A 17,845-nucleotide genomic window follows, 5' to 3' on the forward strand; every position below is an offset into this window, starting at 1 on the left:
AAACCGACTCTCACTCATCAAGGAAGCAACATGCAAAAACTGATCAAGGCCTTCGTGCGCGACGAACGTGGCGTTAGCGCCATGGAATACGCCATCCTCGCCGGCATCGTCGTAGTGGCACTGGTGGCCGTCGGCACCGCGTTCAGCACCAACATGTCCGAAATCTTCACGAACCTGACCACCAAGGTCAAGAACGCGGCGGGCTAAGCATTCGAAGTCCCCGAGTCCGGGTCTTCGCGCCCGGACTCATCTGACTCAACCTCATTCGAGCCCATCGTGCCGACCTTGTCCGTTGTCATCCGTCTTCTCGTGCTCTGCGCGCTTTTGTGGCTCGCGGTCAGCGACGTTCGCACGCGACGCCTGCCGACGCGCATCGTCCTCTCGATCGGCGCACTCTTTTTCGCCGATGCGTTCATCGCCGGCATGCCGATCGACGATGTCATCTCGCATCTGCTGCTCGCGGTGATCGTGTTTCTCGCGTGCGCAGTGCTGTTCGTCGCGCGCATGTTAGGCGGCGGCGACGCCAAACTCGCTTCGGTCATCTTTCTCTGGGTGGGATTCGGTCTTTCGCTCGCGACGCTGACGCTCGTCTCCGTGATCGGAACCGTGGTGTCGCTCATCAGTCTCGCCACGCGCGGCATGAATCCGTCGCAGCGCTTCGTGCCGCTGCGCGCGCTCGCGATGTTCTCCGCGGCCCGCGGCGTTCCGTATGGCGTGGCGCTCGCCTTCGGCGGCGGCTTCGTCATCGTGCTGCCCGCGCTGCTGCATCTCATCCCGACGCGATAGGACGGCCCATCCATGTCCAACATCATCAAATTCGCCGTGCTGCTGGTCGGCGCACTTCTGATCGCGCTGATCGTGCGCGTCGTGCTCGCCAGCGCCTCGCGCTCGCCGAAGCCCGCCGTGACGAGCGAGAAAGTGCTCGTAAGCGCCGCCAGCCTGCCGCAAGGCTTGCTGCTGCGCGACGAAGACCTCGCCTGGAAGGACATTCCGAAGGCGGACATTCCGTCCAGCGCGATCGTCGCGGGTGTCGCGGGCGCGCCTGATCTGAAAGGCGCGTTGCTGCGCCATCCCGTCGCGAGCGGCACCGTGCTCGTTTCCGACGATGTCTTTCTGCCGAGCGCGCCGGGTTTTCTCGCCGCGACGCTCAAGCCCGACATGCGCGCGGTCTCGGTCGCCGTCGACGACGTGTCCGGCAACGCGGGCCTGATCCAGCCGGGCGACTATGTCGACCTGATTCTCACGCAGCAGATGGACCGCCGCACCGAATCCCCCGATCTCGCGGTATCGAGCGAAACGGTGGTCGAGCATGTGCGCGTGCTGGCCGTCGGCTCCGAAATCAAGCGGCCGAAGAACGACGGCGATGGCGACGTCGCCGTGGCCCGCGCCCGCACCGTGACGCTCGAAGTCACGCCGCGCATGGGCGAAGTGGTCGCGGTCGCCGCGCGCCTCGGCAGCCTGTCGCTCGCGCTGCGCAGCTTCGCCACCGTCAGCCGCGATCCGGCCGTGCCCGCGGGCGCGTCGGCGGCCGACCGCAAGCCGATCTGGGCCGGCGACATCTCGCGCGCCGTGCGCGATCTGCCGCGCGCGCGCCCGGTTCAGTCGGGCGCACCGAACGCCGCGCCGGCGATGCCGCGCACCGTGACCATCTATCGAGGTTCGGAGAAGTCGGATACGTCGAGCGTCGCCCAGGCGGGCGGCGCGGGCCAGGCCGTTCCGCCGCTGCCTTCCGTGCCCACGGAGCGTTGACCCGTGCCTCCGTTCGAAAGCGTGCCATCGCCAGGATTCATATTCATGAAAACGCAGTTCAGTTCGAGCCGCCCTTCACGTCGCATCGCCGCGGTCATCGCGTGCGCGGCGTTGGTGACGTGCGCCGCGGCCCATGCCGCCCCGCCCGCGGCGACACCGCGCGAGGCAGCGCCCGCCGCCGCGCAAGGTGCGCTCGTGCTCGACGCGGGCAAGGGCACGATGCTGCAGTTGAACGAAAACGTCGCGTCGGTGTTCGTCGCCGATCCGGCCATCGCCGATGTGCACGTTCCATCGGCCAAAGCGGTCTTCGTGCTCGGCAAGAAGACCGGCACGACCACGCTCTACGTGCTCGGCGCGAACAACCGGCCGCTCGTGCAGCGCACGGTCGTCGTTTCGCGCGACATGATCACGCTGCGCGCGATGCTCGCCGCGCGCTTTCCGAACACCAACGTGCAGATCGCAACGGGCCAGGGTTCGCTGATGCTGACCGGTCAGGCATCGAATCCGGCGGATGCCGATGCCATCGTCCAGGCGGTGACACCCTATCTCGCCGACAAGGAAGTGCTCGTCAACCGCATGACGATCGACCGGCCGCTGCAAGTGCAGTTGCGCGTGCGCATCACGGAAGTGGACCGCAACGTCACGCAGCAGCTCGGCATCAACTGGCAGGCAGTCGGCAACGCAGCGGGCAACTTCTATAGCGGCATTTTCAGCGGCCGTCCGATCTACAACCTGAACCAGCCGATCACGAACGGCAACGGCTCGGTGAGCTATCCGGTCAATCTGCCGACCAACAACGCCTACTCGATTCTCGGCGCGTTCAGGACGAACAACGTGGACATCCGCGCGCTCGTCGATGCGCTGAACCAGGAAGGCCTGCTGACCGTGCTCGCGGAGCCGAATCTCGTCGCCTTGTCCGGCCAGACGGCGAGCTTCCTCGCGGGCGGCGAGTTCCCGATTCCGGTGTCGCAGGTGAACGGCGCGATCACCGTCGAATTCAAGCAGTTCGGCGTCAAGCTCGACTTCACGCCGACCGTGCTCGACGACCGCCGCATCAGCCTGAAAGTGCGCCCGGAAGTCAGCCAGATCGACACGACCGCGAGCGTGACGACCGGCGGCATCACCGTGCCGGGGCTGTCGGTGCGCCGCGCGGACACGACGGTCGAACTCGCGAGCGGCCAGAGCTTCGCGATCGGCGGTCTTCTGCAAAGCAATACGAGCGATGTCGTTTCGCAAGTGCCCGGTCTGGGCTCGATTCCGGTGCTCGGCAAGCTGTTCTCGTCGACCAATTACCAGAACAACAAGACCGAGCTCGTCATCATGGTGACGCCGTATCTCGTCGAGCCGACCGATCCGTCGAAACTGCGCTCGCCGCTCGATTCGCTGATCTCGCCGTCGAGCGATGTCGAATACAGCTTCCGCCGGCAAAACGGCGGCGCACCGGCGCAAGCGGGCGCACCCCGTCTCGTCGGCGCGGCCGGCTACGTCTATTGAGGCCGTCATGAAACACACCCGCGCGCTCGCGCTCCTTCTCGCCGCCGCGTTCGCCGTGGCCGCCGCCGGCTGTTTCAAGCCGCCGCGCAACATGCCGAACGAAACGGTGATCGGCTACGACGGCAACACCGCCGTGCCGCCCGATTGCGACAGCCTCGCGCGTCCGTCGCTGCTGACCGATGCCGGCATCCGCCGCCCGAGCATGCAATGGGGCTGCGCGACCTACACCAATCTCGCCGCGCAGCTCGCGCGTCCGGAAGACGCGGTGCATCCGCAGACGCTTGGTCCGGCGAACGCGGCGGTGGCGGCGAGCGCGGTGCGGCGATACGAGACGGGGCGCGTGATTCAGCTCGACAAGTCGACTTCGCGCGACAGCAAGTGACGTAACGCGACATCGCCCGACGCACACGAGGCCAGCCAATGAGCACAGAGTTCTCCTTTTCGAAGACCAAGTCCGGCACGCGCAACGCGGATTTCATCGCCTTCGTCGCCGATCGCAAGACCGAGCAGATCGTGAAGAGCTTCGTGCTCGAACAGGCGATGCCGCACGCGCATATCGTCGTCGGCAATGTCGACGATGCGATCGCCTATCTCGCCAGGGTCGACCGCTCGCCGCTCTTCCTGCTCGTCGATCTCCAGGACTCGGTGATGCCGCTCTCCGACCTCGGCCGCCTCGCCGAAGTCTGCGAGCCGTCGGTGCAGGTGGTGGCGCTCGGCGAGCGCAACGACGTCGGCCTGTTCCGCAGCCTGCTCAAGATCGGCGTGCGCGACTACCTCGTGAAGCCGATCACCGTCGAGCTGCTCAAGCGCACGGTCAATGTCGCCGAAGGCAAGGTGAGTCCCGTCATGCTTGCGCGCGCGGGCAAGACGATCGCGTTCACCGGCTCGCGCGGCGGCGTCGGCGTGACCACGCTCGCGCTCAACGTCGCGCGCCATCTGTCGGAAGACACGCACCGGCGCGTCGCTTACGTCGATCTGAACCTGCACGGCGGCGCGGCCAACTCGATGCTCGGCCTGCAAAGCAACAACGGACTCATCGACGTGCTGCAGAACGTGCATCGGCTCGATCCGCAATACGTCGAGCGCACGCTCGTCGCCAAGGGCAGCCGGCTTTTCATGCTGTCGGCGGAACACGATTACGGCGCCGCGCGCCCGTTCGCGCCGGGCGCCTTGCCGCGCGTGCTCGAACTGCTGTGCGACAGCTTCCACTACGTGATTCTGGACATCGGCTCGGTGACGGATCCGCTCGCGCAGGAAGCGTTCGATCACGCCGCGCGCGTCTACATGGTCGCTGACCGTTCGGTGCATTCGACGCGCGAGACGATCCGCCTGCTGCGTCATATCGAGGATCGCGACAACAACCCGCCGACCTCGCTGCTGCTCAACAACCCGAACGCCGCGACGAGCGGCAAGGTGCAGGTCAACGACTTCATGACGGCGGTCGGCCGCAACGTGCTGTATGAAATCCCGTTCGAGGCGAAGTCGCTCGCGACCGCCGAGAATCTCGGCGAAGCGCCGAAAGAGAAGGCCGCGAACGGTTTCAACCAGATGATCACGCGCATCGGCGGCGATCTGACCGGTCAGCAGATGAGCGCCGAGCGCTCGTTCTTCCAGAAGCTCGGGCTCAGGAGAGGCTGATGTTCGGACAGAAGCAGGTTCCCCGCCCGACACCCGATCCGGACGCGGCATCCGGCGACGCCGCGCCGGTCATCGAAGCGCCGCCGGTCGCGCCGCCGCCGCGCGCGCCGGAAGGCGCCGAAGTGCTCGTGCGCTCGGACCTCTTCAAGGTGATCCGCAACGGCGTGTTCGCGGCGATGAATCCGTCGGCGGCCGTCGGCAAGACGCGCGAGCAGATGAAACCCGGCGTGGAGCAGCTCGTGCTCGACGTGGCCGAGCGCGAACGCCTGAACGTGACCATCGCGGAGCAGCAGCAGATCGTCGGCGAATTGCTGAACGACATGTTCGGCCTCGGCCCGATCGAACCCTTGCTCGCCGACGACACCATCACCGACGTCCTCGTCAACGGTCCCGATCAGGTCTGGGTCGAGCGGCACGGCCGGCTCGAACTGACGCACTGCAAGTTCCGCGACAACACGCACGTCATCAACGTCGCGCAGCGCATCGCGGCCGGCGTAGGACGGCGCGTCGACGAAAGCAGTCCGATGGTCGATGCGCGTCTCGCCGACGGCAGCCGCGTGAACGTCGTGCTGCCACCGCTTGCGATCCACGGCGCATCGATCTCGATTCGTAAGTTCTCCAAGCGCAACATCACGCTGCACCGGATGGCGACGCAGGGCAACCTGTCCGCCGCGATGGCCAACGTGCTCAAGCTCGCGAGCACCTGCCGGCTCAACATCATCGTGTCGGGCGGCACGGGCTCGGGCAAGACGACGCTGCTCAACGCGCTGTCGCACTTCATCGGGCACGGCGAGCGCACCGTGACGATCGAGGATGCCGCCGAACTGCAACTCGTGCAGCCGCACGTCGTGAGCCTCGAAACGCGCCCCGAGAATGCCGAAGGACTCGGCGCGGTGACGCAGCGCGATCTCGTGCGCAACGCGCTGCGGATGCGCCCGGACCGCATCATCCTCGGCGAAACGCGCGGCCCCGAAGCCTTCGACGTGCTTCAGGCGATGAATACCGGCCACGACGGTTCGATGACCACGATCCACGCGAACACGCCGCGCGACGGCATCACGCGTCTGGAGTCGATGGTGATGATGGCGAACGGCAACCTGCCGCTCCTGTCGATCCGCCGGCAGATCGCGAGCGCGGTGCACATGATCGTGCAGATCGAGCGCATGCGCGACGGCATGCGGCGCGTGACGCGCATCACCGAACTCGTCGGCATGGAAGGCGAAGTCATCATCACGCAGGATCTCTTCACGTTCCGTTATGACGCGAGCGCGTACAGCGAGGAAGTGAAAGGCGTGTTCGAAACGGGCGCGGTGCGGCCGGCCTTCGCCGCGCGCGCCGCGTATTACGGCCTCGAGGATGCGCTGCTGGAGGCGATGCGGCCATGAGTTCCATCGACCTCATCACGTTCGGATCGTTCGCTGTCGTGCTGCTGCTCGGCATCATGCTGCTCGTGGTGCAGGACATGCGCAGGCAGCGGCCCGAAGCGCGCATCCAGGCGCGGCTGCAGGCGGACTTTCCGTCGACGGGCGCAAGCGGCCGCGAAATGCGCCACGATCACTCCGACATCTTCACGTTCAGCCGCAACGACAACCTCGTGAGCCGCTGGTTCGCGCCGAAGATCGCGCGCCTCAAGACGGTGGCCGGGACGCGCGGGCTGCGCGTGGTGATCGCCGCGGCGGTCGTCGCGGAAATCCTCGCGCTCGTGATGGCGAAGCTGCTGCCGCTGCCTTCGTTCGCGCCGCCCGCGCTCGTCATCGGCATGCCGGTGTTCGGCGCGATGCAGGCATATCGCTTTCTCGTCGAGCGCTTCAAGCGGCGCTTTCTCGACGGCTTTCCCGATCTCATCGATCTGATCGTGCGTGCGGTGCGCGCGGGCGTGCCGGTGACGCACGTGATGGGCGTCGCGTCGAGCGAATGCGCCGAGCCGCTCAAGAGCGAATTCCGCCTGATGGGCGACGGCCTCAAGGTCGGTCTCGATCTCGAAGAAGTGCTCGCGACGGCGGTCGCGCGCATCGGCATCGCGGATTTTTCGTTCTTCTGCGTCTGCCTGCTGCTGCAGCGCGAAACCGGCGGGCAGCTCGGCGAAACGCTGGAGAACCTCGCGGGCATCGTGCGCCGGCGCCGCGAGATTCGCCAGAAGACGAAGGCGCTGACGGGCGAAGCGCGCATCACGACGAAGATTCTCGCGGCGGTGCCCTTCTTCATCGTGGGCAGCATGTTCCTGCTCAACCGCGCCTATCTGATGGTGCTGTTCCAGACGTCGGCGGGGCAGAAAGTGCTGACGTGCGCCGTGATATCGCTCGCGATGGGACTGGGCGTCGTTCACAAGATGTCGAAACTGGATACCTCGCGATGAGCCAGGACAATCTCGAGACACTCATCAACCTGCTGATGCTGCTCGCGCTCGTCGTCGCCATCGTGCTGTGGTGGGCGACCAAGCACGGCGGCACGCGCGGGCGCATCGCGGAGCGCGCGCGTCAGGCGGCTATCGTGCAGCGCAATGAAAGCGCGCTCACCGACGAAGACGACGGCGACGGCTTCGCTGCACGCCTCACGCACCGTCTCGCGCGCCTCGGCGACCGCCTGCCGCTCTTCGACGCCAAGTACCGCGCGAAGCTGCGCGCGCAGATGGTCCGTAGCGGCTATCGCAGCCATTCGGCGGTGTCGGTCCTGCTCGCGATCAAGTTCGTCGTCGGGCTCGTGTGCGCCGCGTTTACCGTGATGCTCGGCTCGCGCATTCCGGTGATCGGCGGATATCCGGCCGTGCGCGGCGCGATGATGCTGCTGGTGTTCGTCGTCGGCATGATCCTGCCGGAATACGTGCTCGCGTTCTTCGCGTCGCGGCGGCGCAAGGCGATGGCCTCGTGCCTGCCCGACGCGCTCGATCTGCTCGTCATCTGCACGAACGCGGGCAACAGCCTCGGCGTGTCGATCCGGCGCGTCGCCGACGAACTCAAGACCATCTGCCCGCCACTCTCCAGCGAGTTCTCGCTGACCGCCGACGAACTCTCGCTCTCCGGCGACAGTGCGCGCGCGCTGCAGGCGCTCGCCGATCGCATCGATCTGCCGTCGATCCGCGCGCTGATTTCCACGCTCACGCAATCGATGCGCTACGGCACGCCGATCACGCATGCGCTGCGCACGCTCTCGCACACCGAGCGGCTCGCGCATATCGTGTCGCTCGAAGAAAAGGCGGCCAAGCTCGCGCCGAAAATGGCCGTGCCGATGATGCTCTTCATCCTGCCTGCGGTGATGTTGATCGCCGCCGGCCCGGCCATCATCCAACTCATCAGCGTCTTTGCAAAGAAATGAAGACCACACCGATTCCACTCGCCTGCATGCGCCGCGCCGGACTTGCCGCGTGTTGCGCGACGCTCGCGATCGCGTTCAGCGCCTGCACGACGACGACCACGACACGTCAGAGCTTCGACAGCCGTCCGGTCACGCGCAACTCCGCGCCGAGCACGATGAGCGAATTGCGCATCGCCGACACGGCACTCGAATCCGGCAATGTCGAACTCGCGACCTCGCTCTACGAGAAAGCGGTGCAGGCGGACCCGCACTCGGTCGCCGGGCTGACGGGGCTCGGCAACACGCTCTACACGGTCGGCGACTTCACGCGCGCGGGCGTCTATTACGACCGCGCCAGCAAGGCCGATGCGAAGGCGAGCGCGCCGCTCATCGGTCTTGCGCGCGTCGCGATGCGCCAGCGCCGCTTCGATGACGCCATCGCCAGTTATCGGCATCTGCTCGCGCTCACGCCCGACGATCCGCTCGCCGCAGCCGGGCTCGGCGCCGCGCTCGACATGAGCGGCGATCACGCGGGCGCGCAGGCCGTGTTGCGTCAGGCGCTCGGCAAGAACGTGGGCGATCCGATGCTTTCGGTGAATCTCGGCCTGTCGCTGACGCTCTCCGGCAATCCGCGCGAAGGCGCGAACGTGCTGCTCGACGTGACGCGTTTCCCCGCCGCGCCGCCGCAGGCACGTCAGGATCTCGCCCTCGCCTACGGGCTGCTCGGCAATCGCGAGGCGGCGGCCGAAATCCTGTCGCGCGATCTGCCGAAGGCATCGGTCGAAGACAATCTGCGTTACTACGACATGCAGCGCGAGTTGATGTCGCAGCGCGCGCCGGCGGCATCGGCAACACCGACGGGAACGTCGGCATCGCCCGCCGCGATTCCGACGGCTCTCGTCCAGACGACGCGTCTCAAATGAAAGCGTCCGCGCGCCGCCGTCCACGACCGCCATCCGTCGCGATGCGACTGCTGCGCGACGAGCGCGGCATCGCGTCGATCGAGTTCGCGTTCGTCGTCGTCATCGCGGCGATCATCATCATCGGCACGGTGGAGCTCGCGCTGGAGATGATCGTCGATGCGACGGTGCAGGCGGCCGCGCAGGAAGCATCGCGCGTGGGCCTGACGACCACCGCGCCCGCTTCCGGCACGCGCGCGCAGAAGGCGCAGGCGATCGTCGAAACGATCCTCGGCGGATGGCGCGCGCTGAACGCGACCATCACCGTCACCGAGCTGAACTACGGCAACTACGGCTACGGCAACGTCGCCAGTTCCACCTATACGCCGACGCAGGACATGGGCGGATACGGCGACGTGGTCGCCTACAACATCCAGGTCAGGATGCCGGGCATCACCGGCATTCCCGCGATGTTCGGCATTTCGCAACTGACCTTCCAGCGCAATTTCATCGTGCAGAACGAGAAATGAGAACGCTCTTCGAAACCATGCGATCGATCCGCGCGAGGCTCGCCGGCATGCTGCGTTCGGATCGCGGCAGCGTGTCGATCGAGTTCGTCATCATCGTGCCGATGATGCTCATCGTGATGCTCGGCTTTTCCGAGCTCTACATGTACATGCGCGCGGTGAGCGCGGTCGACCGCACGGCGTTCACGCTCGCGAACACCATCGGCCAGATGACATCGGTCATCGCCGACAACAACGACACCACCGAAGCGAACAGCTACGGCTCGCTGTGGCAGGACGCGATCCTGCTCGCCGCGCCGTATCAGTTGAAGGCGAACGGCATGGTCTACGTGACCTTCGTGTGCGATCCCGATGCAAGCAAGAAGTGCAAGGACATGGACACGACGATGACGACGGCCACGCCCAAAATCCAGTGGACGGCGTCGCCGCCCGCATGGACCAACAGCAAGAGCGCGAGCATGGCGTCGCGGATTTCGGCCACGAACCTGCTGCCCGCATCGTGGCCGTTCCGCACGGGCGATTCGGCGATCGTCGTCGAAGTGTTTCTGTCGTATAACCCGTTCACGATGACGTCCGGCTTGCTGTCGGGCCTGCCGGGCCAGCAGACGGTGTACCGCCGCGTGTACGTGCGTCCGCGCGCGATGCGTGCGTTCTACTGACGCGCGCCGGATCATGAACGTCCTCATGAAAATCACACGCAAACGCTCGCGCAGGAGCGACGCGGGCAGCATCGCGATGATGTTCGCGATGTGCGCGAGCGCGATGATCGGATCGATGTGCGTGGCGCTCGACATGATCGACTACGTGATGACGCAAGGCCGCATGCAGATGGCGCTCGATGCCGCGACGCTGTCGGCGGGCGCCGATCTGCAGCGTTTCGGCAACACGCCGACCGGCACATCGCTCGCGACATGGCAAAAGGACGCGCGCGCGTATTACGACGCGAACAGTCCCGCCGGCGTGCTCGGCTTCACGATGCCCGACGCGCAGTTCAGCGCGACCGTATCGGGCGCGCCTGCGACGGGCCAGACGATCGCGCTGTCGGCGTCGGGCTCCTTGCCCTTGATCGCGCCGAAGGTGCTCAGCACGACCTCGGGCAGCGGTTCGGGTTCGGGATCAGGTTCAGGCAGCGGCGCGACATCGCCCACTACATCGACGATATCGGCGAACAACACCGCGTTGCGGCTGCCGCAGAGCACGCTGGAACTTGTGCTCGTGCTCGACAACACCGGTTCGATGAAAGACGCCGCGAACGGCAGCTCCGGCCCGAGCAAGATGAGCGGCCTGCAAACCGCGGCCAATGCGCTGATCGCCGATCTGCTGCCGGGCGGAAGCACGTCGACCAACAAGAACTTCATCGGACTGGTGCCGTTCGCGAGCACCGTCAACACGACGGGCGCGCTACCGTCCACCGGAAGCTGGCTCAGCTCGACGCTGCCAAGCTACAACACCAGCAACATAACGACGAGCACATGGAACGGCTGCGTGATCGAGCCGCGCACGGGCGGCAATCTCTCGCCCGAACCTTATTCGCCGACCGACACGCGCAAGTTCCAGCGCTACTACTACAACGTGCCGCCGACCAAGCTGAAGGTCATCACGTATAGCTCATCGACGCGCTACAACAACTGCGATACGACGAGCAGCACGACTTCATCGATATCGAACGTGCCGTTCAGCATCGGCTCGTCAGGGTCGGCGAACAAGTGCAATACCTCCGGCGCCTTCGTGGGCACGGGCATCGGCACGCAATTCGACGAAACCAACACGACGGGCCAGAACCTCACGCAGAACTCCGGCTGCCTCGGCACCTCGATGACGTTCCTCACGCAGAACGCGACCACGCTCACGTCGGCCGTCAACAAGATGACGCCGTCGGGCTCGACGATCATCCCGGTCGGATTGCTGTGGGGCTGGCGCATGCTGGAGCCGTCGTGGTCGCAGAACGTCGCGGGCACGAAGAATGGCTGGACATCGACCGATCCGAGCCTGCCCAAGCCCACCGACGGTTCCGTGCAGAACCTGCAACGCGTGATGATCGTGCTCACCGACGGCCTGAACCAGATCGGCGCGGCGGGCTCGATACCGAACACGCTGTACTTCAACGGCCTCTCGGGTGTGGGCACCAACAGCCTCTCTGCGCCGACCGTGCTGCGCGCCGACGGCTCGAAGATGTCGAACGCGCTCACGGACTCGTCGGAACTGCACGGCGGCAGCATCAAGGACCCGTCGAGCGGCAACAACGCGGGCTATCCCGACGACGCCAACTCGTATCAACTCGCCATCTGCAGCGCGATCAAGGCGGCCGGCATCACGGTCTATTCGATCACGTTCGGCGCATCGGCATCGAGCTCGACGGCGCAGGTCACGATGCAGAACTGCGCAAGTCCCGGCAACTACTATCACGCGCCGGACAACACGACGCTCGAGAACATCTTCCAGCAGATCGCCGGCAATCTCGGCGTGCTGCGCCTCACGAAGTAACACGAAGCGCTACCGCTTCGGCTTGCCGGAGCGGTCATCGCGATCCTCGAACGACGGCATGTCGATGTCCTTGCTCGCCGAGCGCAGGCCGTCGCGCGCTTCCTGCGCGAGCTTTTCGTAGCGCTTGCGAAAAACCGTCAGTTCCTTCTCGTCCAGTTCTTCGAGATCGAGCAGCGCGTTATGCGCCTTGTCGATTGCGCGGATGAGTTCGTCAAGCTTGATCTGCATCGCGGCGGTATCGCGGTTCTGCGTGTTCTGGATCAGGAAGACCATGAGGAACGTGACGATGGTCGTCGACGTATTGATGACGAGCTGCCACGTGTCGCTGAAATGAAAGAGCGGCCCGGACACGGCCCAGACGATCACGAGCACCACGGCGATGACGAAGGTCGATGCGCGGCCCGCCATTTGCGCGAGCGCATTCGAGAACTTGAGGAACCAGGATGTCTTCATTCGGCGTCTCCGGATAGTCACGTTTCATGCGTTGGCACGGCCGCGGCTAGAATACCGCCTGTGAACAAGAAGCCCAAACCCATCGATTTCCACGCGCCGTCCGAGATCGTCGCGCGACGTCTGATCGGCGCAATCGTGACCGTCGACGGCGTCGGCGGGCGCATCGTCGAAACGGAAGCCTACGATCGCGAGGATCCGGCGTCGCACAGCTTCTCCGGCCCGACGCCGCGCAACGCCGCAATGTTCGGGCCGCCCGCGCACGTCTACGTCTACCGCTCGTACGGCATTCACTGGTGCATGAACTTCGTGTGCCGCGAAGACGGTCACGGCGCGGGCGTGCTGATTCGCGCGATCGAGCCGCTCACCGGCATCGACGACATGCGCGCGCGGCGCGGGCTCGAACCGCTGCGGCTTCTTTGTTCGGGACCGGGGCGCGTCGCGCAGGCGCTCGGCGTCACGCACAAGCACAACGGCATGTCGCTGCTCGAAGCGCCGTTTCATCTCGAGCCTTCGTGCGAAGACGTCGAGATCGTGCAGGGGCCGCGCATCGGCATCAGCAAGGCAATGGACGTGCCGTGGCGCTTCGGGCTTGCCGGATCGAAGTTCGTCAGCAAGCCCTTTCCGAAGGATTGACGCGTCGATGCCTCAGTCGGCCGGACGCAGCTTCTTCACCTCTTCGTCCGATGGCTGCACGCTCGCGCCATCAACGTAACGGAACGACGTCATCACGCCCTTGCCGTCCTTCTGCCCCGTCACGCCGACATACGCGCCCATCGTCGATTGATTGTCCTGCTTGCGGTACGTGATGGGACCGAACGGCGTATCGACGGGCAGGCCCTTGAATGCGGCGGCGAGCTTGTCGGCATCGGGCGAACCCGCTTTCTTCAGGCCGTTGGCGATCGACATCATGGCCGTATAGCCGACCACCGATCCGAGGCGCGGATAGTCGTGATACTTCGCCTCGTAAGCGGCGACGAACTTCTTGTTCGCGGGCGTATCGATCGAATACCACGGATACCCCGTCACGATCCAGCCGACCGGCGCTTCCTTGCCGAGCGGATCGAGGTAATCCGGCTCGCCCGTCAAGAGCGACACGACCGCGCGATCCTTGAACAAACCGCGCGTGTTGCCTTCGCGCACGAACTTGCCGAGGTCCGCGCTGAAGAGCACGTTGAAGATGGCGTCGGGCTTCGCGTCGGCGAGTGCTTGCGTGACCGCGCCTGCATCGATGTTGCCGAGCGGCGTCGCTTGCTCCGCGACGAACTCGACATCCGGCTGCGCGGCCTTCAGCAGGCGCTTGAACGTCGCCACCGCCGATTGCCCGTACTCGTAGTTCGGATAGACGAGCGCCCAGCGCTTCTTCTTGAGCTTTGCGGCTTCGGGCACGAGCATCGCGACCTGCATGTACGTCGACGGACGCAGCCGGTACGTGTACTTGTTGCCATCCTGCCAGACGATCTTGTCGGTGAGCGGTTCGGCCGCAAGGAAGAAGATGCGCCGCTGCTTCGCGTAGTCCGCGAGCGCGAGACCCGTGTTCGACAGATAGCCGCCGAACAACAGCTTCACCTGTTCGCGCGTGACGAGCTCCTGCGCGACACGAACCGTATCGCCGGGATTGCCGTTGTCGTCGCGCGAAACGACTTCGAGCTTGTTGCCGTCGATGCCGCCCGCCGCGTTGATCTCGTCGAGCGCGAGATTCCAGCCGTTCTTGTACGGCATGAGGAACGCGGGTTGCGCCTTGTAGCTGTTGATCTCGCCGATCTTGATGGTGTCGGCATGCGCGGCGAACGTCATGCCCGCTGCGATGGCTGCGATAGTGAAGCGCATTGGCGCCATTGAGTTATCCCTCTCAGTTTGAATGATCGATCAGACGCCGAGCAACTCGCGGCGCGCGGCATTGTCGTTTGCGAATGCGTGCATCGGACCTTCATGGCGAATCTGGCCTTTCTCCAGCACATACACGCGATCGCTGACGAGTTCCGCGAAATGCAGGTTTTGTTCCGACAGAAGGATCGCAAGCCCTTCGCGCTTCAGTTCGAGAATCATATCGGCCATTTGCTCGACGATCACGGGCGCCACGCCTTCCGATGGCTCGTCGAGCAGCACGAGGCGCGGATTGCCCATCAGCGTGCGCGAGACGGTCAGCATCTGCTGCTCGCCGCCGCTCATGCGGCTCGCGCGGCGATGACGCATGTCGCCCAGATTCGGGAACACGCGAAAGAGCTTCTCCGGCGTCCACAGCGGCGCGCCATCGCGCGGCGGCTGGCGGCCCGTATCGAGATTCTCCATGACCGTGAGATCGCCGAAGACGCGGCGATCTTCGGGTACATAGCCCAGACCCTTGCGCGCGATGCGATGCGTCGCCATGCCGGCGATGTCCTCGTCCATGAACGACACCGCGCCCGACATGCGCGGCAGCAGGCCCATCACGGCTTTCATCGTGGTCGATTTGCCCGCGCCGTTGCGGCCCATCAGCGCGACGACTTCGCCGCGTCCAACTTCGAAGCCCACATCGAACAATATCTGCGCGCGGCCATAGAACGCATTGAGCGCGTCGACTTTCAGCAGCGTCATGTCGATGCTCCCGCGCGCGACGACACGCGCGGCGAAAACGATGCGCCCGTGCCGAGATAAACCTCGCGCACGCGCGCATCGTTGCGGATGGCCTGCGCATCGCCCTGTGCGATGACGCGCCCGCGCGCGAGCACGATCAGCGTGTCCGCATGCGAAAACACCACGTCCATGCTGTGCTCCGTGAACAGCACGCCGATGTTGCGTTCCTTCGCGAGACGCGCGGTCAGCGCCATCAGTTCGTTGCGTTCCTGCGGCGCCATGCCCGCGGTCGGCTCGTCCATCAGCAGGAGCTTCGGATGGTTCGCGAGCGCGATCGCAAGCTCGACGCGTTTCACGTCGCCGTATGCGAGCACCGCGCAACTGCGATGCGCGTGCATCGACATGCCGACGAGATCGAGCAAGGCCATCGCTTCGTCTTCTCTCCATGACGCCACGCGCTGAAAGAGCCGGTACACACGCCGCTCGCGCGAGAGCAACGCCATCTGCACGTTTTCGAGGACGGTCATCGAATTGAAGGTCGCGGCGATCTGGAACGTGCGCGCGACGCCAAGCCGCCAGATATCGCGCGGACGCATGCCGGCGATGTCGTGACCGGCGAAACGGATCACGCCGCTGTCAGGCTTCAGTTGACCGTTGATCATGTTGAAGCACGTCGACTTGCCCGCGCCGTTCGGACCGATCAGCGCGAGCAGGCGGCCTCCTTCGAGATCGAAAGAGACATCGTCGACGGCATGCACGCCATCGAACGACTTCGAGAGCTGCGCGACCGCAAGCAAGGTCATTGCGCCTCCCTGAAGAAGCGCTCGCGCACAAAGCCCGCGATGCCCTGCGGAAACGCGATGACGAGCACGAGGATCGCCGCGCCGAGCAATGCCTGCCAGTAATCGGTCTGACGCGCGACCGTGTCTTGCAGCCACGTGAACACGCTTGCGCCGACGATCGGTCCGGCGAGCGTCTGGATACCGCCGAGCAGGACCATGACGAGACCGTCGACGGAGCGGCCCACGCTGATCGCTTCCGGTGAGATGTTGCCCTTCGAGAACGCGTAGAGCGAACCCGCGAGTCCGCACACGAGACCTGCGACGACGAAAGCGGCCCACTGCACGCGCGCGACGTTCAGGCCGATGGCTTCGGCGCGCAACGGCGAATCGCGGCCCGCGCGCATCGCGAGTCCGAGCGGCGAGAACAGCATGCGGCGCAACATCCAGACGCCGATCACGGCGAAGAAGAGCGTGAGGTAATAGAACGCGACAGGCGATGCGAGCCACGGCGACGGCCAGATGCCGAGGATGCCGTTGCTGCCGCCCGTCACCGCGTCCCATTGAAAGACGACGGACCACACGATCTGCGCGAACGCGAGCGTGAGCATCGCAAGATAGACACCCGATAGCCGCACGCAGAACCAGCCGAACACGATCGCACCGATGCCCGCGATCAGCGGCCCGAGCACGAGCGCGGCTTCCATCGGCAAGGCGAGCACCTTGAGAAACAACGCCGCGCCGTATGCGCCGAGACCGAAGTACGCCGCGTGACCGAACGAATGCATGCCGCCCGGGCCCATGATGAAGTGCAGGCTGGCGGCGAAGAGGACCGCGATCATGATCTCGACGAAGAGGACAGGCATGTACGGAAACGCATCGGCGGCGAGCGGCGCGAGTGCGAGCGCGATGACGATGCCAACGGCCGCGAGCTTCATCGCGCGCGTGGCGGGACGCAATGGCTGCTCGGCGGGCGCGGCCGACCGCGCGATCGCCGTTGCACGCCCGAAGAGTCCCCACGGACGCAGCACAAGCACGACGGCCATCACGGCGAACTCCGCGACGAGCGTGAACTTCGACAACGAGAAGCCGACTCCCATGATCGACACGTGCCCGATGCCGATGCACATCGCCTTGATCTCGGCGATCAGCAGCGCCGCGACGAACGCGCCCGGAATGGAGCCCATGCCGCCCACCACGACGACAACGAACGCCTGCCCGATGGTCTCGATATCGAGCGACAGATTCGCCGACATGCGCGGCACCTGCAGCGCGCCGCCGAGACCTGCAAGCATCGCGCCGACGAAGAACACGCCCGTGAAAAGCCACGCCTGATTGACGCCGAGCGCGCCGAGCATCTCGCGGTCCGCGCTCGCCGCGCGCACGAGCGTGCCCCAGCGCGTGCGCGTGAGCGCGTACCAGAGCGCGAGCAGCACGAGCGGCCCGATGACGATCAACGCGAGATCGTAAGCAGGCAATGCATGGCCGAGCAATTGCACCGCGCCTTCGAGATGCGGCGCGCGCGGGCCGAACAGATCTTCCGGTCCCCAGCGCCACAACGCGGCATCGCGAATGATGAGCACGAGCGCGAACGTGGCAAGCAGATGAAACAGCTCAGGCGCCCGATAGATGCGCCTCAGCACGCTCACTTCGATCGCCGCGCCGATCGCGCCGACGAACAACGCGGCGCCCGCGACCGATGCCCAGAAGCCCGCGACGCTATTGCCGAAGCGGCTCGTCAGGCTGTATGCGACATATACGCCGAGCATGTAGAGCGAGCCGTGCGCGAAGTTGACGATACGCGTGACGCCGAAGATCAGCGAAAGCCCCGACGCGACGAGAAAGAGCGCGCAGGCATCGGCTAAGCCATTGACGAGTTGAACGAGCAGGTTCGAGAGCATCGGCCCGGTAAGCATTTCGGCGGAAAGAGCCGACATTATCGATGAATTGCGCAACAGCTTCCTCGCGCAACAAAATA

19 protein-coding genes are annotated in these 17,845 nt (G+C 65.3%); 14 read left to right on the forward strand and 5 right to left on the reverse strand.

Translation table 11 applies throughout. The features are described 5' to 3' along the window. Nucleotides 1-30: 30 nt before the first annotated feature. From AWB77_RS23975 to AWB77_RS24035, 13 genes are all read left to right on the forward strand, one after another. Nucleotides 31-207: a Flp family type IVb pilin gene (locus AWB77_RS23975; RefSeq protein ID WP_061136932.1), complete on the forward strand. Its 177-nt coding sequence runs from the start codon at nucleotides 31-33 to the stop codon at nucleotides 205-207. 69 nt (nucleotides 208-276) lie between these two features. Continuing rightward, nucleotides 277-786 carry an A24 family peptidase gene (locus AWB77_RS23980; RefSeq protein ID WP_061136933.1) on the forward strand — a complete coding sequence of 170 codons (510 nt, stop codon included), beginning with the start codon at nucleotides 277-279 and terminating at the stop codon, nucleotides 784-786. A 12-nt stretch (nucleotides 787-798) separates the two neighbouring features. After that, the gene (gene cpaB / locus AWB77_RS23985; RefSeq protein ID WP_061136934.1) at nucleotides 799-1,749 is read left to right on the forward strand and encodes a Flp pilus assembly protein CpaB; all 951 of its coding nucleotides are present in this window, start codon (nucleotides 799-801) and stop codon (nucleotides 1,747-1,749) included. Nucleotides 1,750-1,794: 45 nt separating this feature from the next. Beyond that, on the forward strand, nucleotides 1,795-3,243 hold the full coding sequence (locus AWB77_RS23990; protein ID WP_061136935.1) for a type II and III secretion system protein family protein: 1,449 nt from the start codon (nucleotides 1,795-1,797) through the stop codon (nucleotides 3,241-3,243). A gap of 7 nt (nucleotides 3,244-3,250) precedes the next feature. After that, nucleotides 3,251-3,625, forward strand: coding sequence for a CpaD family pilus assembly lipoprotein (locus AWB77_RS23995; protein ID WP_061136936.1), 375 nt, complete (start codon nucleotides 3,251-3,253; stop codon nucleotides 3,623-3,625). Nucleotides 3,626-3,663: 38 nt separating this feature from the next. Next, entirely contained in the window at nucleotides 3,664-4,881 is a 1,218-nt protein-coding gene (locus AWB77_RS24000) for a CpaE/TadZ family protein (RefSeq protein WP_061136937.1), read from the forward strand. Continuing rightward, the gene (locus AWB77_RS24005) at nucleotides 4,881-6,266 is read left to right on the forward strand and encodes a TadA family conjugal transfer-associated ATPase (RefSeq protein ID WP_061136938.1); all 1,386 of its coding nucleotides are present in this window, start codon (nucleotides 4,881-4,883) and stop codon (nucleotides 6,264-6,266) included. Before AWB77_RS24000 ends, AWB77_RS24005 begins: the two co-directional genes overlap by 1 nt. Then, on the forward strand, nucleotides 6,263-7,237 hold the full coding sequence (locus AWB77_RS24010; protein WP_061136939.1) for a type II secretion system F family protein: 975 nt from the start codon (nucleotides 6,263-6,265) through the stop codon (nucleotides 7,235-7,237). The genes AWB77_RS24005 and AWB77_RS24010 overlap by 4 nt, the downstream gene beginning before the upstream one ends. Next, the gene (locus AWB77_RS24015; RefSeq protein ID WP_061136940.1) at nucleotides 7,234-8,193 is read left to right on the forward strand and encodes a type II secretion system F family protein; all 960 of its coding nucleotides are present in this window, start codon (nucleotides 7,234-7,236) and stop codon (nucleotides 8,191-8,193) included. The genes AWB77_RS24010 and AWB77_RS24015 overlap by 4 nt, the downstream gene beginning before the upstream one ends. Further along, the gene (locus AWB77_RS24020) at nucleotides 8,190-9,095 is read left to right on the forward strand and encodes a tetratricopeptide repeat protein (RefSeq protein ID WP_244158631.1); all 906 of its coding nucleotides are present in this window, start codon (nucleotides 8,190-8,192) and stop codon (nucleotides 9,093-9,095) included. The genes AWB77_RS24015 and AWB77_RS24020 overlap by 4 nt, the downstream gene beginning before the upstream one ends. Then, nucleotides 9,092-9,601 carry a TadE/TadG family type IV pilus assembly protein gene (locus tag AWB77_RS24025; protein ID WP_061136941.1) on the forward strand — a complete coding sequence of 170 codons (510 nt, stop codon included), beginning with the start codon at nucleotides 9,092-9,094 and terminating at the stop codon, nucleotides 9,599-9,601. Before AWB77_RS24020 ends, AWB77_RS24025 begins: the two co-directional genes overlap by 4 nt. Then, nucleotides 9,598-10,257 (forward strand): TadE/TadG family type IV pilus assembly protein, encoded by a 660-nt coding sequence (locus AWB77_RS24030; RefSeq protein ID WP_244158632.1) that lies wholly within the window; start codon nucleotides 9,598-9,600, stop codon nucleotides 10,255-10,257. Before AWB77_RS24025 ends, AWB77_RS24030 begins: the two co-directional genes overlap by 4 nt. A gap of 25 nt (nucleotides 10,258-10,282) precedes the next feature. After that, a complete protein-coding gene (locus AWB77_RS24035; RefSeq protein WP_244158633.1) occupies nucleotides 10,283-12,082 on the forward strand; it encodes a TadE/TadG family type IV pilus assembly protein in 1,800 nt (599 codons plus the stop codon). A gap of 9 nt (nucleotides 12,083-12,091) precedes the next feature. Here the strand turns inward: AWB77_RS24035 and AWB77_RS24040 are convergent, their stop codons facing one another. Then, on the reverse strand, nucleotides 12,092-12,535 hold the full coding sequence (locus AWB77_RS24040; protein WP_061136942.1) for a low affinity iron permease family protein: 444 nt from the start codon (nucleotides 12,533-12,535) through the stop codon (nucleotides 12,092-12,094). 60 nt (nucleotides 12,536-12,595) lie between these two features. Here AWB77_RS24040 and AWB77_RS24045 point away from each other — a divergent pair, with 60 nt between their 5' ends. After that, nucleotides 12,596-13,168 (forward strand): DNA-3-methyladenine glycosylase, encoded by a 573-nt coding sequence (locus AWB77_RS24045; RefSeq protein ID WP_061136943.1) that lies wholly within the window; start codon nucleotides 12,596-12,598, stop codon nucleotides 13,166-13,168. Nucleotides 13,169-13,180: 12 nt separating this feature from the next. On the opposite strand, the gene AWB77_RS24050 is transcribed toward AWB77_RS24045, so the two are convergent. Genes AWB77_RS24050 through AWB77_RS24065 form a run of 4 tightly spaced genes read right to left on the reverse strand, consistent with a single transcriptional unit; the run spans nucleotide 13,181 to nucleotide 17,768 of the window. Beyond that, nucleotides 13,181-14,371, reverse strand: a complete 1,191-nt coding sequence (locus tag AWB77_RS24050; RefSeq protein WP_208601556.1) for an ABC transporter substrate-binding protein — start codon at nucleotides 14,369-14,371, stop codon at nucleotides 13,181-13,183. Between the two features lie 30 nt (nucleotides 14,372-14,401). Further along, nucleotides 14,402-15,115 (reverse strand): ABC transporter ATP-binding protein, encoded by a 714-nt coding sequence (locus AWB77_RS24055; RefSeq protein WP_208601561.1) that lies wholly within the window; start codon nucleotides 15,113-15,115, stop codon nucleotides 14,402-14,404. Continuing rightward, complete coding sequence (locus AWB77_RS24060) at nucleotides 15,106-15,891, reverse strand: ABC transporter ATP-binding protein (RefSeq protein ID WP_061136946.1); 786 nt, start codon at nucleotides 15,889-15,891, stop codon at nucleotides 15,106-15,108. Before AWB77_RS24060 ends, AWB77_RS24055 begins: the two co-directional genes overlap by 10 nt. Then, nucleotides 15,888-17,768, reverse strand: a complete 1,881-nt coding sequence (locus tag AWB77_RS24065; protein WP_061137034.1) for an ABC transporter permease — start codon at nucleotides 17,766-17,768, stop codon at nucleotides 15,888-15,890. Before AWB77_RS24065 ends, AWB77_RS24060 begins: the two co-directional genes overlap by 4 nt. Nucleotides 17,769-17,845 lie beyond the last annotated feature (77 nt).

Origin of the sequence: Caballeronia fortuita (genome assembly GCF_001544835.2) — a bacterium.
Classification (GTDB): domain Bacteria; phylum Pseudomonadota; class Gammaproteobacteria; order Burkholderiales; family Burkholderiaceae; genus Caballeronia; species Caballeronia fortuita.

Excerpts from the sequence above, each read along its gene's own strand:
- AWB77_RS23975 (WP_061136932.1), top strand. The coding sequence starts at position 31 with ATGCAAAAACTGATCAAGGCCTTCGTGCGCGACGAACGTGGCGTTAGC.
- cpaB (WP_061136934.1), top strand. The coding sequence starts at position 799 with ATGTCCAACATCATCAAATTCGCCGTGCTGCTGGTCGGCGCACTTCTG.
- AWB77_RS23990 (WP_061136935.1), top strand. The coding sequence starts at position 1,795 with ATGAAAACGCAGTTCAGTTCGAGCCGCCCTTCACGTCGCATCGCCGCG.
- AWB77_RS23995 (WP_061136936.1), top strand. The coding sequence starts at position 3,251 with ATGAAACACACCCGCGCGCTCGCGCTCCTTCTCGCCGCCGCGTTCGCC.
- AWB77_RS24000 (WP_061136937.1), top strand. The coding sequence starts at position 3,664 with ATGAGCACAGAGTTCTCCTTTTCGAAGACCAAGTCCGGCACGCGCAAC.
- AWB77_RS24005 (WP_061136938.1), top strand. The coding sequence starts at position 4,881 with ATGTTCGGACAGAAGCAGGTTCCCCGCCCGACACCCGATCCGGACGCG.
- AWB77_RS24010 (WP_061136939.1), top strand. The coding sequence starts at position 6,263 with ATGAGTTCCATCGACCTCATCACGTTCGGATCGTTCGCTGTCGTGCTG.
- AWB77_RS24015 (WP_061136940.1), top strand. The coding sequence starts at position 7,234 with ATGAGCCAGGACAATCTCGAGACACTCATCAACCTGCTGATGCTGCTC.
- AWB77_RS24020 (WP_244158631.1), top strand. The coding sequence starts at position 8,190 with ATGAAGACCACACCGATTCCACTCGCCTGCATGCGCCGCGCCGGACTT.
- AWB77_RS24025 (WP_061136941.1), top strand. The coding sequence starts at position 9,092 with ATGAAAGCGTCCGCGCGCCGCCGTCCACGACCGCCATCCGTCGCGATG.
- AWB77_RS24030 (WP_244158632.1), top strand. The coding sequence starts at position 9,598 with ATGAGAACGCTCTTCGAAACCATGCGATCGATCCGCGCGAGGCTCGCC.
- AWB77_RS24035 (WP_244158633.1), top strand. The coding sequence starts at position 10,283 with ATGAAAATCACACGCAAACGCTCGCGCAGGAGCGACGCGGGCAGCATC.
- AWB77_RS24040 (WP_061136942.1), bottom strand. The coding sequence starts at position 12,535 with ATGAAGACATCCTGGTTCCTCAAGTTCTCGAATGCGCTCGCGCAAATG.
- AWB77_RS24050 (WP_208601556.1), bottom strand. The coding sequence starts at position 14,371 with ATGGCGCCAATGCGCTTCACTATCGCAGCCATCGCAGCGGGCATGACG.
- AWB77_RS24060 (WP_061136946.1), bottom strand. The coding sequence starts at position 15,891 with ATGACCTTGCTTGCGGTCGCGCAGCTCTCGAAGTCGTTCGATGGCGTG.
- AWB77_RS24065 (WP_061137034.1), bottom strand. The coding sequence starts at position 17,768 with ATGCTCTCGAACCTGCTCGTTCAACTCGTCAATGGCTTAGCCGATGCC.